This window comes from Clostridium sp. DFI.5.61, assembly GCF_024462915.1.
Taxonomy (GTDB): Bacteria; Bacillota; Clostridia; order Oscillospirales; family Oscillospiraceae; genus Lawsonibacter; species Lawsonibacter asaccharolyticus.
In genome coordinates this window covers 18,715-32,257 of sequence record NZ_JANGBZ010000002.1, presented here as the reverse complement: position 1 = coordinate 32,257, position 13,543 = coordinate 18,715, and the positions used below count along the sequence as shown (strand labels likewise).

Below are 13,543 nucleotides of genomic sequence, written 5' to 3'. Positions count from 1 at the left end.
CCTCCTTTCGGGGTCAGAAATAGATGTAGGTGCGGATGAAGCCGGAGTCGTTGGTCTTGCTGACCACCTTGGAGACCTCGACCTCACCGCTCACCTGCGGATGGATGAGGTTTATTTTGTGGGAGTGCTTGATGAATGGCGCGGAGACCGTCTCCAGCTCCCATACGCCGCCCGCGCGGCGCAGGTTTAGGATGTTCACGCCGCGCTCGAAGGTGTAGACCTTCTTCTGTTCCGGCTTCTCGTCCCAATAGAAGACGCCGCCCGAGAAGAAGAACGGAACACGAAGCCCCCACGCCGCATTGACGGCGTTGATCGCTTGGACGGCGGTCTGCCTCCGAATGGGGAGCATTTTGCGCGTCGGGTAGGTCTTGCTGGAGAGCTTCATCTTGGACAGGCCCGCCTGTGCAAGGAAGTACGAGATCAGCTCCTGCGGCGTGGTGTCGAGGAAGGTGTCGTTGATGATCGTCTCCTCCATGAGCAGCATCTCATCCTTCAGCGCGACCTCGTTGGCATACGTCCCGCCATCGTAGTTGCCGGAGACGAAGCCCGTGAACACGTCCTCCAGCGTGCCGTCATAGCCGAGCTGGATGGTGGCGGGGTCTTTCTTCTTGAGCGAGAGCTTCGGGCGGAACTGGCTCGTGAAGCGGATCTTCGCCCAATCATAATACGAGGACTTCGAGGAATAGATCTCAAGCTCCACGCCTTCCTCGAAGGTGTAGGAACCGGCCTGTGCCGAGATCTGCGGGTAGTACAGTTCTTTCGTTTCCACTGTGGCCTCCTTAGTACGGCATGGCGGTCACTTTGTTCATCGCCGCCGTGGCGTCTGCGTCATCCCGTGCGGGGGATTTGCCCCGTTCGTTGCTCAGGTAGCTCTTGTAGTCTGCCTTCAGATTGCTCGCCGCGCCGCCGCCGGACTTGCCGGAGCCTGAACTGGAGCCGGACTTTGCCGTGATGGTCTGTGGGATGTACTCCCACAGCTCCAGCGTAGCCGTAAGCTGCCCGCGCTTGTTTTCGCCCTTGTGGGACAGCTTTTTGAAGATGACCTTCTCCACGCCGTGGGCGGCGGTGTCCTCGCTGATGATGGGGATGGGCTGCGGCACGCTCTGCCCGGGCGATCGGAAGATCGCCCGGAGCGTTGCGTATCGCTGGTACTTGGTCTGCGAGGGCGTGTCGTCGATGATCAGCTCGATGTTGACCTTGGCGTCCTCGTAGCCCGTTGCCTGTTTCGGCTTGGTGGCGCTGCCCTCGACCTCCTGCTCGTCCACCTTCGCGGTCTCAATGACCTCGATGCTTTTGACGAGACCGGGGAGGACGACGCCGTTGAGCTTGATCAGCTCGTCTTCTACATAGATCATAGCGTCCTCCTTCCTTATGCCGGGGCCGGAGCGGCGTCCTCGTCGTCGCCGGGTTCGCCGTCCTCGTTGGCCGCTGCGTAGTCCTCGACCTCCTGCAAAAGAGCGAGGAGCTGCTGCAGGTCTTTGATCTTCTTGAGGTCGACCGGGACGAGCAGCTTGTGGATGATGACCCGCTTGCCCTTACCGGAGCTGCCCTCATCGCTGCTCTCGTCCTTGTCCTTCTTCCCGCCGCCGAGGTCGACCTTCTTCTCCGGCTTGCGGTCAAGAGCGCCCTGCACCTGCTGGAGGCTCTTGTTCATCGCCTCTGCCGGGGCGTCGCCCGCAAGCGTCAGGCCGCGAGCGTAGGTAGTCATGGTGCGTTGGCCGGACAGGGTCAGCGTGGACAGCGGCCCCTCCTTCGCGTCAGAGAACGGGAGGAGGTTGCGGATCTTCTGCAAGCCGCCCTTTACGGCCTCGACCGCGCTGCTGAAGGCGGACTTGATGCCGTTTGCAAAGGTGGACACGATCCGTTTGCCGGACTCGAAGAACCACGTGACCGCGCCGGAGACGGCGTTCTTGATGTTGTTCAGGCCGTTGGAGAAGGCGGTGCGTGCGTCGGTGAACTTCTGTGAGATGCCTTGGACGATGTTGCTCATGGCCGTCGAGAACTTCCCACGGATCTCCGAGAGCTTGCCGCCTGTGAGGTTGTCGATGAAGGTGTAGCCCGCTGTGTACCAGCCCTTGACCGCCTCCATCGCCGCCGCTGCGACGCCGGAAATGCCGCCGCCGTGTTCCTCGTAGGCCGTCTTGATGTTGGACAGCTTCTCGGACACGGTCGCCTTTGCCGCGTCCATGACGGAGCCGATCACGTTCCCGATGCCCTCAAACACCGACTTCGCGACCGAGCCCACCGCCGTCAGCGTTTCCTTGAAGAAGTTGATGACGGAGTTGACCGCATTGCGGAACCACTCACACTTGTTGTAGAGTAGCACCAGCGCCGCAATGAGGGCCACAATGCCAATGACGACCCATGTGACGGGGTTGGCCAGCAGCGCCGCCGTGAAGCTCCACACCGAGGATATGAGTGGTGTGAGCGCCCCTCGCGCCAGTGCGAAGCCGCCCTTGAGTATCTTGAACGCGCTGACCGTTTTTGTCACGACGAGGCCGACGCCGGAGATCAGGGCGATCAGCGTGCCGCCTACAGCGAGGAAACCGCCCACCGCAAGAACGATGAGCATGATGACCTTGACGAGCTCCTGGTTCTTCTCGATCCACGAGCCGACCTTCGTCAGCACGCCCTCGCCCTTGCTCATCAGGTCGTTGACCGTGGGGAGCAGGGAGTTTCCGATGCTCTCAGTGACGTTGTGGATGCGCTGCTTGAGTCGCTCGAAGCGTTCCGGCTCCGTCTCCTGAATGGCGGAGGCCATCTGCTCCGTGACCGACACGCCCTTTCCGAGCGAGCCGTACATATTGACGATGTTGTCCTGCAGGTCGCCGACCTTGTTATACATCAGGTCGATGAGCGCTACGGCCTCGGTGTCGCCGAAGGCTTTCTGCAGCTCCATCTTTTCGGCGGCGTCCATTGTCTCGCCGAACTTGCCCCGCAGGATGTCGAGGATCTCTGGCATACTCAGGAGCTGGTTGTTGGCGTCTGTGAACTTGAGCCCCAGCGCCTCGCCGCCCTTGGTGGCGCTGCGGAGGAAGGCTTTGTATTTCGTGCCCGCTTCCGCGCCGCCCATCGTTGCTTGCAGCATACCCAAGACGGAGAGCTGCTCTTCCAGCGGCACCTGCGCCGTGGTCGCCGATGCGCCGAGGTTCTGGATTGCCTGTGCCATGCCGGAGCCGGAGGTCTTGAACGCTCGGACGGCGTCGGAGATGCCAGCCGAGAACATCTCGCCGAACTCCATGTCGCTCAGGTCGCTGTAGTAGTCTTTATAAATGCCGTAGCCTGTGGCAAACAGCGAGGTCATCTCGCCCGCCGTGGACTTCGTCGCCTTTGCGGTCAGGGCCGCGAGGCTTGTGAACTCTGCGACGCCCTCATCAGAGAGGGAGGCGATGCCGCTCTTGATGTCGTAGGCCGCGCTGATGAAGTCCGCCTTCGACGTGCCCGCCCACTGATCGGAGAAGCTGCGTGCGGCGTTTTCGACCGCTTCAAGGTCTTGCACGCCCAGCGAGGCCAGCTCACCCAGCGCACGCCGCGTTTCAAAGGTCGCCTCTACCGGGGCGAGCACAGCGTTTACGATCTGTGAGCCCGTCTCCTGCATCGCCGCACCCGCCTTTGCCATGCTGCCGAAGGTCTGGCTTGCGGCGTCCAGCTTGGAGACGTTTGCGCCGACCTTGGACGCCACGCCCGCCATCGGCCCGGAGAGGTTGTCGATCATGTTCATAATGAGCGACAGCTTAAATACGGACTCTAAACTCATTTTCTGCTTTCACCTCCAGTTTGAGATAGAGGCGGAAAACGATCGGCGACGGGAGGCCGTCACTCGGGGAACGCTCGCACGATCGCCCGGGTGACGATGCCCTCCTCAAGCTCCTGCATGAAGCGGGCCTTTGCGACCCATCCGAGGAACTCGTCGACGTCGTCAATCGTTTCGGGGTCAAAGGTCTCTAAGAGAGGCGGAGGCACAAAACGATAGATCTCAAGGAGCCCGCGCTCCACGAAGCTCTCCCGTACCTCCGCGACCCGTTCTCTTAGAGCTTCTTCAAATTTGCCGTACCCGTCAGGCCGAGGATCTCCGTCAGCTTATTGCCGATGGAGATCGCGATGCCGGGGTTCTCCTCCATGTCCTTCGTCAGACGCTCGGCGTCCTCGTCGATGACCGCGTCCAGCATGAACGCCTTGCTTGCCTTGGTGATGCCCTGCGCAGCGGTCTTGATGTAGCGGTCATAGCTGGGGACGGTGGGGCGCTTGAAGTAGTAGGAGAACTCTTTCTCGCTCTCATCATCCACAGGGACGGTGATGCCGACGCGGTAGAGCTTGCCGCCGTACTTGGCCTTGAGCTGTTCCTCGCTGCTGCGGGCGGGGGTCTGGTTGTTGGTGCTTTCCATAGTGTGACTTCCTCCTTGTTATTCTCAAAAATGTTGTCCTTAGACGGGTGCGACGCCGTCCTGATACACGCCGCCGACGATCATCATGTCGACGTCGACGGTGAGGCTCTTGTCGCCCTGCGCTGCCTTGTTGCTGCGCTTGGAGAACTTGACCTTCTTCAGCTCGTCGATCTTCGTGCGTGCGCCCTCGTTGGCGTAGGAGACGATGATGGAGGGCAGCTCCATCTTGTAGAAGGGAACGCCCTTCTGCTTGCAGTAGGCCAGCAGATCGTCGTAGTCGTCGCGGAGCATGGAGAGCTTGCCGGACGCCTTATAGTTGCCTGTGCCGTAGCCGCGCGGCTTGGAGCCGGAGCCGTAGACTTCCTCCATCTCCAGCTCGTCGTCATAGCTGATCTCCTGCACCTGAATGTTCAGGCCGGGGATTTTCAGATCCACGTCGCCCCAATCATAGGCTTTTCCGTTTACCTTCAGCATTGCCTGTCCTCCTCCCTTAGTTGCTGCTCAGAGCCGAGCGCCCGATGTCGATAACGACCTCGCGGATGTAGCCTCTGGAGAGGTAGCGGATGATGACGCTCATGGTCTCATCTTCGAGGAAGGTATCGTAGCAGCTCTCGTCCACGGTGGTCTCATAGGAGCTGATCTCCTTGTCCTCCACCATGCGGTCAAGCGGCACGCTGATGAACTTCGCCCGCGCGTCCAGCTCGCCCTGAATGTCCTCAAGGTCGATGTCGTCGTTCTTGAACTGCAGCGCCTTCTTGCGTGTCTCGCGGATGATCTTGTTCTTCACACGCACATCCTCGGCATAGCGGAAGTCGCTGCCGTCCTTGCACATCATCTTCGTGTGATAGACAAAGATGTCGTCAAGGCCGTCGTACTCGCGGAAGGTCATGTAGCCCGCGACGTCCAGCAGTTCAATGACGGTGCTGTCGTAGCCGATGGGAACCAGCTCCAGCAGCTTCGTCTTGGGGAAGCCCAGCGCGTCCTCGTCCTTGGTCTTGCCGATGGACACGCTCACCTTCGTCATGGCGTAGCGCCCGGAGGCGAGGCCCGCGAGGTTGACAATCTGCGTGGTGCCGTCCAGCCGCACAAGGCGACCCCATGCGGCGCAGACCTGAATGTCGGAGTTCTTGATCCGCTTACGGTCTGCCTCCATCTGCAGCGCCCAATCGCTCAGGTCACCATCCGCCTCGTCGGCGGGATAGGCGGCCTCCATGAGGAAGAAGCAGGGCTTGTGGCAGACCGTCATCAGCTCCTTCTGTGCTTCACTGACCGCCTCCCACAGCTCCACCGTGCTCCCGCCGACTATGTGGACGAACTCGAACTCCTCGTTGAAGCTCTTGATCTTCTCAATCGCGCCCAGCACATCGCCGTTCGTCATGCTCGGTGCAGTGGTCTTGAGGGTGTAGGTGTCGCGCACGAGGAAGGAACTGGGCTTCTGATCCGGCGAGCTCGCCTCGGTGAACTTGATCGTCAGACCCGTGCCCTCGATCTCGTAGCTGCCAGTGACGGGGACGGTGATCTCATCCGAGAAGTTGTCGCCGTCGATGGAGTAGACGAAGGCTGCGGTGTTGAGCCCGCCCTGCGCGGTGAAGCGCACGGTGAGCGCGTAGGCGTTGTTGGGCGAGCCCTGCACGGTCACGCTGCCGCCGCCGTCGCCCGTCTTCGTGACCTCGCCGATCGTGCCAGCGGTGCTTGCGGCGACGGGGATGCAGAACACGCGGGCCGCGCCGCCCTGCACCGCGTCCATGACCGCATCGGCCAGCGGGGACAGGCCCAACTTGGACTTGATGGTGCTTGCGCCCATGCTGCCGAGGATGGTGATGGGCTTTTCGGTGACAGAGGGGGAGACGCCGATCTTGATGTGCAGACCGTCGCCCGTTGCCGTGGCGAAGCCGAGCAGTCCGTCCGTGACGTTGCTGCGTACATCTCTAAGCATTACTTCCTCGCCTCCTTGCTCTTACGCCCGTTCATCGGGCTGTTGTTGAACTTGGCGACGGCGGCGAGGAACTCGTCCTCCGTCATCGCCTTACCGGGCCGCCAGCCATTCGCGGCGCATACGCCCGCGTAGGTGGCACGCCCAACCTTGTGCTGCTCACGGAGCTTGTCGATCGGCACAAGCTCCGGTGCGGCAGCGCCTTCCGGCTTCTGTGTTTTAGTCGCCATCTGTAGGCTCCTTTCATGTGATCTTCTCCACGGACGTCACTCTGACATCGGTCAGAGGTGCGAAGCCCGTGTCGCGGTAAACGCCGCCGTTGAAGGTGATCATCACCTGCACGGCGACCTGTGCTTTTAGGAGTGAGTCGTCCTTGTCGACCCAATCCGCTCCCTCAATCTCAATGGGGACGAAGTTGCCGTCGATGTAGATGCCACGGTCAAGACTCGCCACAAAGCGGTCGAATATCTCTTCGACTTCATCATCGGTATAGCCGCCGATGATCACGCCGAACGTGGTCGCCCGTTCCATGATCTTCCGCCTTTTGTGCAGCGTTCCCTCTTCGTCTCTGTATCTCTTTTTGGAACCGTTTCGGGTGAAAGTCTCACGTTCGAACAAGACCGCGCCGATGTGGGACTCCTGGCTCTTCTCCAGAGCCTTCTCTGTGGTAAATGGCTTGGACTTGATGCCCGCCGCTTTCAGCTTGTCGATGAGATATTGCTTGCTTTCCGTGTAGAGCAAGAGATCAATCCTCCTTCTGGATGAACTCCTCGACCGTCGCCTTCATCTCCTGCATATCGTCCTCTGAGAGACCGAGGAAGGGACGGGCCGGGATGGTGATGCGGACTTGCTTCTTCGTGACCCACTTGCCGCCCACCTGAAAACGGAGGGCTTTCTTCTTCCGCGCCCGGATGGTGCGGCCCGGTTCTCCGAACTGATGCGTCGCCGCATACTTGACGTTCGTGCCGAGCGCGAAGCCGGAGGTGTCCGACTTGGCGTGGATGGAGTTGCGGAGCTGCGCGGACTGGATGAGCGTCTTGCCGCCCTCCTGTGCGGCGCGGATGGAGGTCTTCCATCTGCGCCCGTCCGGGCCTTTGCTCTGCTTGAACCGTTCCAGCGTCGACTCGCGCGCGCCCTCAGCCAGTGCCGCATTGATGCCCTGCTTGTCGATCTCCGAGAAGCTCCTGATCCTGCGGAGCATCGCCCGCGTGTCGCCGTCGAGCCGGATGCTGTACATGGCCATGCGTTACATCCCCCTCATCTTCTCGCGGGTAAACAGGCGGCTGTTGGACTTGACCTTAAAACCACCCGCCGCTGCGCTCGCCGGGTCTTCCGTCTCCGTGCCGATGGACACCGTGCCCTCCGCGACCAGCGTGAGGAACTTGATCGCCGCGTTGTAGCGGTTCAGGTAGGTCTTCTGATCCGTCCCCTCGTCGATGCCGATGCGGGAGAACAGATTGTAGACCGCGATATCCTTGGAGAACTTGTTGATGACCCTCGGGGCCGGGGCCAGAGGGACGGCGTACCTCTTGGCGAGGTAGCCGTCGATCTCTGCGTCCGCGTCGGCGATCGCCGCATCGATGATCGGGGAGACCAACTCTTCACGCTCGGCGGGATCTTCAATGAAGGTGTCGCCGATGATCGCGTTGAGTGCGTCATCCTTGACCATGTCCCGCACTTCAGTGCGTGTGCTGTAGCTCATGCCGTGCCCTCCTTTCTGCCCCGGGCGGTTTAGGTGGTGGTACCGTCAGAGCCGTAGGCCATCTGCCAGAAGCCGAAGCCCGCGTTGCCGCGAGAGTCTGCGCCGTAGATGAACTTCTTGCTCATGAAGACGTTGTCGTCGGTCTCGTTGGTCTTGGAGACGAACTTCGCCTTCTTGCGCTGCTGGTAGATCAGCGGCTTGACGGGACGCTTGGTGCAGAGCAGGAACCAAGCGGAGTCGCTTGCGAGGCGAGGCTCCACATGGATCTCCGCCGTGCCCTGCATGGTGTTCTTCGTGCCGTTAATGAAGTCGGCGACGAGGATGTCGCGGGCGTCCGCTTCCAGTGCGGGCGGCACGACCAGCAGATCGGGAACCAGCGCCAGAGGGCGGCCCTTGCTGTTCTTCAAGCTCATCATGGATGTACGCGCCGTCTTGTAGGCGTCCATGCTCAGCTTCGCGGTGCCCTTGTTGCTTGCCTTGTCCTTGCCGACAGGGTGGTCGGTAGCGAAGAACGCCTTGCCGTCGTAGCACTTCTCGGTGAAGCCGTTGGCCAGCAGACCGTAGACCAGCTCGTCGGGATGCAGCGCAGCGGACTCGCCGAGCATCTGAATGGAAGGATTGTAGAGGCCGATCTTGTCGTCCTCGACCGCGTTGCGGTCTACGCCGACAGTCAGCTCGAAGTCCTTGTTCTTGATGGTGTAGGCGGAGCCGGAGAGGTTCTGGATCTCGCGCTCACCGATCCACTCCCTCATGCCGGGGATGTCACCGAGCCATGCGTAGGTCTCGGATTCGCTGGTGCTGGGCACGACGGTCGCGACCTTTTCATAGGTGGGATGCTGCCCTTCAAACGCCTTGTTAAAGACCGTGTTGAAGGCGGTATAGATGCCTCTAAGGGCCTGCGGGGTGATGATCATAATGAATGTACCTCCTTACTCGATTAGCCGCCCACACCTGCGGCGGCAGCAGCGGGAACGTAGCCTCCGCACTCGACGGCGACGCCCTCGTCATCCACGCGGATGACAGTGCCAGCCACGGACGCGCCCGTGGCGAGCGCCGTGACGGTGTGGTCGTCTTCCATGTAGCAGGGCTTGAGAACATGGGCGGCGGTGATCTTATTCGCAGAGGTAGCGGTGTTGTCAAAGACGAATACGCCGCGAGCGACGCGGATGACCAACTCGCCGTCTGCGCCCGTATTTGTCACCGTCTCCTCGGCGCGGCCCACAGCGGTCAGGCTCTCGGCCTTCTTGCCGGGGATTGCGTAGCCACTCGCGTCCAGAGCGACGAGTGCGCCCTGATAAATGGTGGTACCGCCCTTCACAGGCACCGCGATGACCTTTGCGCCGTTGGCGATCTCAGGGGTATCTCTCACATCAGTCAGTTTTGCCATGATCTTAGTCCTCCTTCATACCGTACTTCTTGACGTCGTCGGGCGAGATGCCGAGCTGCTTGCAGACCAGCAGCGTGTCGGCGTCCAGCGCGTCGCTCTTGAGGGCCTTGACGTCGTCCAGCTCAATCTTGTCCATCGGCACGATTTGCGGGGCCTTCTCCACAAAGGAGCCGAAGCCCTTCGGGTCGCTCAGGGCGTAGCTCTTAGCCCATTCTTTCTGCGCCGGGGTGATCTTACCCGCCTTCAGGGCGAGGATGACAGCGTCATTGGCCTCGCGCTCCGCATTCTGCTGCTTGAGCGCCTTCAGCTCCTCGGCGAGGTTGACGCCGTCGACCGTGCCGCTCTTGAGCTCCATGATCTTTGCGGTCACGTCCTCGGCGGCAGCGCCCGCCTTCAGACCCAGCAGCTCGCAAACCGCCTTGTTCGCCACGACGTTCTCGGGCGGCTGCTTCTCCGTTTCCTTGAGGCTGCGGTTCTCGGCGAGGCAAACCTTGAGCGCCTCCACGACCTGCTCCTCCGTGGCGTCCTCGCTCAAACCGAGCAGTTCCGCCAGCTTCTTGATGTCCATAGAATGTTGTCCTCCTTCAAAATTGTCTGAATTGACGATGGGGTTCATCCCCTCGATCGCCGGAGTGTTGGTAAGTGCCAGCGAGTGGAGCCCGATCGCCTTGTTGTCCGCCTTGCGGACATTCACGACCGGGGAAAGGTAGCGGTACTCCTTGTTCTCAAGGTACTGCGCCCCTCGGGGCGTCCACTCGACGACGGCCTTGATTTGCCCGTCCTCCAGCTTCAGCTCCTTCACCCATCCGGCTGCGGGTGCCTCGCACCCTTTGAGCGTCTGATGCTCGTAGTCAACGACGAGATCCACGCCGCGCTTGGCGATCTGCGCCTTCATCGCCTTGTAGCTCTCATCGTCTACATCAAACTCACCCTTCGAACTGACAACGTGGCCGATGGGGAGGACGAAGATCGTCTCCGGCGCTCCCACGAGCTCCACATTGCCGCCTTTTAGGGTCAAAAAACCATCCATTTGCATCTGTCCTCCTTTGGTGTCGCCGCGAACCGCCCGGAAACGGCGTTAGAGCGCGTGCGCACGCCCCTTATTTGCCGCACTCGTCAAATTACCCTGCCGAGAGCAAAACGCGCACAGCGGGGCTCTGTGGCCTTATGGCGGAGTGTTCCCCTTTTCGCGCTCTTGGTACGCCTTTTTGAGTGGCTCGGGGTAGCCTGTGAGGTCTGGCTGATAGCGTACCTTGGCGGGGTTGGTATCGAACTGCGGGTCGGGCAGGATGTTGACGAAGCGCCCATCCTCCAGCCGCGCCGCCCTCGGTGCTTCGGTCTCCACCGTCAGCCCCCGCTGCTCCATCTGGCGCTTGGAGAGCGTCTTGACCGTGCAGCGGCACTTGAAGCCGTTGGGCGGGAACCATGTGTCCCAAATGGGATCGTCCGCCATGAACACGCGCCCATCCATCGCAAGGTGGCTCGGGCGGGTCTTTGAGTCGTTGACGGCGTCATACTGCCAGTAGGGCCGCAGCGCCTTGACGCCCGGTTCGGTCATCTGCTTGTAGTGGCCCACATTGTAGGCCGTCTGGATGTTGGTGCGGAAGATATTCTCGGCTTGGTAGGGCGTGATGCCCTCGTAGCCCTCTGCTTCGAGGAAGTCGTTCATGTTCTCGCGAAACTCCGCAAGGCTGTTACCCTCCTCCAGCGCGGCCAGCAGCTCGTCGTAGAACTTCTTGAGCACCTGCGCCTTCGTGTAGCCGCTGACCGTAAAGGCGAGGGCGCGGTACTCGGCGGCGATCTGATAGAACCGCGAGGCGGTTACAGGGACGCGCTCTTTGAAGTACGCGACCGCCTCTTCAAAGGTCATGTCCTTGCGGCTGAAAAGTGCGGTGAACTCATCCATCCTCAACCACCCGCCCCTCAAGATCGGCGTAGAGCATAACCTTCTGCAGCAGCTCCTCGACCTCAGAGACATCCATCGCGGCGTAGAGTTCGGCGACGGCTGTGTCATCCTCCATCAGCTCGCGGAGCTGTTCGAGACTGTCTGCGTTCTCAATCATTTTGAGAACCGGCTCGAACGCGCGCTTGAAGCTGCCCACGCCCTTGTGGAGCGCGGCGGCGGCGAGCCTGTCAATGTGCTGCTGCGTGCCGATCGGCGCGTCAGCTCCCGCCTTGAGGGAGAGTAGCGCATCGCTTTTGAACGGCAGCACGCCGCCCATGCCGCCTCCGTAGGTGGGCTTTGCAATCTCATCACCTTCCTCCGGCTCGGGGATGGAGAACTTCTTATAGACGAAGCTCGTGGGTATCCGAAGCCCGACCTTTTCGATGAGCGTGCCGAGGATTGTCGCCGTCTGCGTCAAGTCCTCGGACTCTTCGCAGTCGAAGCGGATGTAGGGGATGCGCTTGTCCTCGCCGAAGTTGAAGATGCACAGCGGGCGGATGAGGTCGCGCCGAAGGGTGGACGCCAGCGCCTTGCAGTCGGCGACGGTGAGATCGTGCCGGACATCGTTGTGCGTCTTGCTCTGTGCGTAACTGCCGCCGCCCGAGTCGGAAGTCAGCGTCTGGCCGAGGATTGCCTTGGAGATCTGTTCATCGCAGTAACGAGCCAGCCGTTCATAGAGGTCGGAGCTGGAGGTCTTCTCCGTGGTAATGAAGTCGATGCTCGTGCCATCCGGGATGATGCCCGCCGCGTCGGAGCCAATCTGGATGAGGGCTCGCATGAGCGCCGCCTTGTCGCTGTCGCTCGCTCCCGGCGCGTACTTGCCCAGCCGGAGCGGCAGACCGTAGATCTCAGCGAAGCTGACCCAGTCCTTCAGGTCGTAGTTCTTGAAGAGGTACATCCACGCCACAACTCGGAGGATGCCAGCCCGAGAGGTGTGACCGCTGCGAGCCTTGTACCTGTGAACGATGAACTTGTTCGCCGGGAGCAGGATGCCCTCCGGCACGTCCTTCGTTCGCACCTTGAACGAATCGTCCAGCGTGTCCCAAAAGAAGCGTTTCTGGTGTCGCGTCTTGATGTCCTGCACCACGACGTGCCCTTCGTCATAGCCCCACAGGATCTCGGATACGGCGAAGCCCTTGCCGATTGCGTCGAGCAGGTCATTCTCCACATCCTCGAAGCTCTCGATGCCGTTGAGCTGCTCTTCGATGAAGTCGGCGATCTCCTTGTCCAGCGGTTCGTCGCCGAAGGGAATCACCTCGAAGTCAAGGCCCGTGACGGCGTTCTTGCGCGTCTGGAGCTGACTGAATAGGTGAGGGTCTTTCTCCTCCATTTCCTCAAAGAGCTCCATCTGCCGAAGAACATCGCCCGCGTCGGCCTCTCGGAGGATCTCAGCCAGCTTGACAGGCGTCAGGCCATTGCTGGGATACTCGCTGTACTTGTCGGAGACCTGCGCCACGGCGACCTCCCGCATATCCGGGCGTCTAAGCCGGGTGACGAGCTGCTTGAGTCGGCTCATTCCCGCACCTCCTCGATGCGCCGCTGGGCCGTGACGAAGTAATCGTCATCCAGCTCGATGCCAATGAAGCGACGCCCCGTCTTCTTCGCCACGACCAGCGTGGAACCGCTTCCGGCGAACGGGTCGAGGATGAGGTCGCCCGGTTTCGTGACCGAGGAGATGAGATTAGCCAGCAGACCAACAGGCTTCTCGGTGGGGTGCACCATCTTGGAGCTGTTGATCTTCGGGAATGTGACGAGGTCTTTTGGGCGGCTGCCGGGGAAACTGTATTTGCCCTTAACCGCGAAGACGATGTTCTCATGCGACGGTGCAAACGCCGCCTTGGTGTCACCCATGCCGTGGTAGACCTTATCCCAAATGACCTCACTCTTGACGTTGAAGCCCGCGATCTTCATCGCGTCGATGAAGGTCTGCTCCACGTCCCAACGGGTGAAGCAGATCAGGCCGCCGCGTCCAGCCTCGCCGGACTTGAGTACGCGGAAGGCGTCGTAGAGGAACCAGATAAAGGGGCTCTTGTCGTTCTTGATGGACGCCCCCGTCTGAGAGACATAGTTGATGCCGTAGGGCGGGTCTGTGATGATTGCGTCGACACTCTCCGGCTCCATCTGACGGAGCACGGTGAGGCTGTCGCCGTGGATGATTGTGTTCTCTTGGATAATCATGCGCCTCACCTCC

The 13,543-nt window shown here is 60.9% G+C and carries 17 protein-coding genes; all 17 read right to left on the bottom strand.

What is annotated here, in order from left to right:
* Positions 1-13: 13 nt before the first annotated feature.
* The 17 genes from NE584_RS01775 to NE584_RS01695 all read right to left on the bottom strand — a co-directional run bounded on the left by NE584_RS01775 (position 14) and on the right by NE584_RS01695 (position 13,530).
* The gene (locus tag NE584_RS01775) at positions 14-769 is read right to left on the bottom strand and encodes a hypothetical protein (RefSeq protein ID WP_055188803.1); all 756 of its coding nucleotides are present in this window, start codon (positions 767-769) and stop codon (positions 14-16) included.
* A 10-nt stretch (positions 770-779) separates the two neighbouring features.
* The gene (locus tag NE584_RS01770; RefSeq protein ID WP_256181553.1) at positions 780-1,355 is read right to left on the bottom strand and encodes a transcriptional regulator; all 576 of its coding nucleotides are present in this window, start codon (positions 1,353-1,355) and stop codon (positions 780-782) included.
* A gap of 14 nt (positions 1,356-1,369) precedes the next feature.
* Entirely contained in the window at positions 1,370-3,721 is a 2,352-nt protein-coding gene (locus NE584_RS01765) for a phage tail tape measure protein (protein WP_368670708.1), read from the bottom strand.
* A 95-nt stretch (positions 3,722-3,816) separates the two neighbouring features.
* Positions 3,817-3,996, bottom strand: coding sequence for a hypothetical protein (locus NE584_RS01760; protein ID WP_005936312.1), 180 nt, complete (start codon positions 3,994-3,996; stop codon positions 3,817-3,819).
* A 32-nt stretch (positions 3,997-4,028) separates the two neighbouring features.
* Positions 4,029-4,385: a hypothetical protein gene (locus tag NE584_RS01755; protein WP_005936309.1), complete on the bottom strand. Its 357-nt coding sequence runs from the start codon at positions 4,383-4,385 to the stop codon at positions 4,029-4,031.
* A 39-nt stretch (positions 4,386-4,424) separates the two neighbouring features.
* Complete coding sequence (locus tag NE584_RS01750; RefSeq protein WP_187016076.1) at positions 4,425-4,859, bottom strand: hypothetical protein; 435 nt, start codon at positions 4,857-4,859, stop codon at positions 4,425-4,427.
* 16 nt (positions 4,860-4,875) lie between these two features.
* The gene (locus NE584_RS01745; protein WP_256181548.1) at positions 4,876-6,321 is read right to left on the bottom strand and encodes a DUF2586 domain-containing protein; all 1,446 of its coding nucleotides are present in this window, start codon (positions 6,319-6,321) and stop codon (positions 4,876-4,878) included.
* Positions 6,321-6,548: a hypothetical protein gene (locus NE584_RS01740; RefSeq protein WP_005936300.1), complete on the bottom strand. Its 228-nt coding sequence runs from the start codon at positions 6,546-6,548 to the stop codon at positions 6,321-6,323. Before NE584_RS01740 ends, NE584_RS01745 begins: the two co-directional genes overlap by 1 nt.
* A gap of 13 nt (positions 6,549-6,561) precedes the next feature.
* Positions 6,562-7,059, bottom strand: coding sequence for a hypothetical protein (locus tag NE584_RS01735; RefSeq protein WP_005936297.1), 498 nt, complete (start codon positions 7,057-7,059; stop codon positions 6,562-6,564).
* A 4-nt stretch (positions 7,060-7,063) separates the two neighbouring features.
* Positions 7,064-7,561 (bottom strand): phage virion morphogenesis protein, encoded by a 498-nt coding sequence (locus tag NE584_RS01730; protein WP_288977781.1) that lies wholly within the window; start codon positions 7,559-7,561, stop codon positions 7,064-7,066.
* A 3-nt stretch (positions 7,562-7,564) separates the two neighbouring features.
* On the bottom strand, positions 7,565-8,020 hold the full coding sequence (locus NE584_RS01725) for a gp436 family protein (RefSeq protein WP_256181546.1): 456 nt from the start codon (positions 8,018-8,020) through the stop codon (positions 7,565-7,567).
* Between the two features lie 29 nt (positions 8,021-8,049).
* A complete protein-coding gene (locus tag NE584_RS01720; protein WP_005936290.1) occupies positions 8,050-8,934 on the bottom strand; it encodes a Mu-like prophage major head subunit gpT family protein in 885 nt (294 codons plus the stop codon).
* Between the two features lie 23 nt (positions 8,935-8,957).
* Positions 8,958-9,407, bottom strand: a complete 450-nt coding sequence (locus tag NE584_RS01715; protein WP_256181545.1) for a hypothetical protein — start codon at positions 9,405-9,407, stop codon at positions 8,958-8,960.
* A 4-nt stretch (positions 9,408-9,411) separates the two neighbouring features.
* Positions 9,412-10,437, bottom strand: coding sequence for a phage protease (locus NE584_RS01710; RefSeq protein ID WP_097772092.1), 1,026 nt, complete (start codon positions 10,435-10,437; stop codon positions 9,412-9,414).
* Between the two features lie 135 nt (positions 10,438-10,572).
* Entirely contained in the window at positions 10,573-11,313 is a 741-nt protein-coding gene (locus NE584_RS01705; protein WP_256181542.1) for a phage minor head protein, read from the bottom strand.
* Complete coding sequence (locus NE584_RS01700) at positions 11,306-12,868, bottom strand: DUF935 domain-containing protein (RefSeq protein WP_187016071.1); 1,563 nt, start codon at positions 12,866-12,868, stop codon at positions 11,306-11,308. The genes NE584_RS01705 and NE584_RS01700 overlap by 8 nt, the downstream gene beginning before the upstream one ends.
* A complete protein-coding gene (locus tag NE584_RS01695) occupies positions 12,865-13,530 on the bottom strand; it encodes a DNA methyltransferase (RefSeq protein ID WP_256181539.1) in 666 nt (221 codons plus the stop codon). The genes NE584_RS01700 and NE584_RS01695 overlap by 4 nt, the downstream gene beginning before the upstream one ends.
* Positions 13,531-13,543 lie beyond the last annotated feature (13 nt).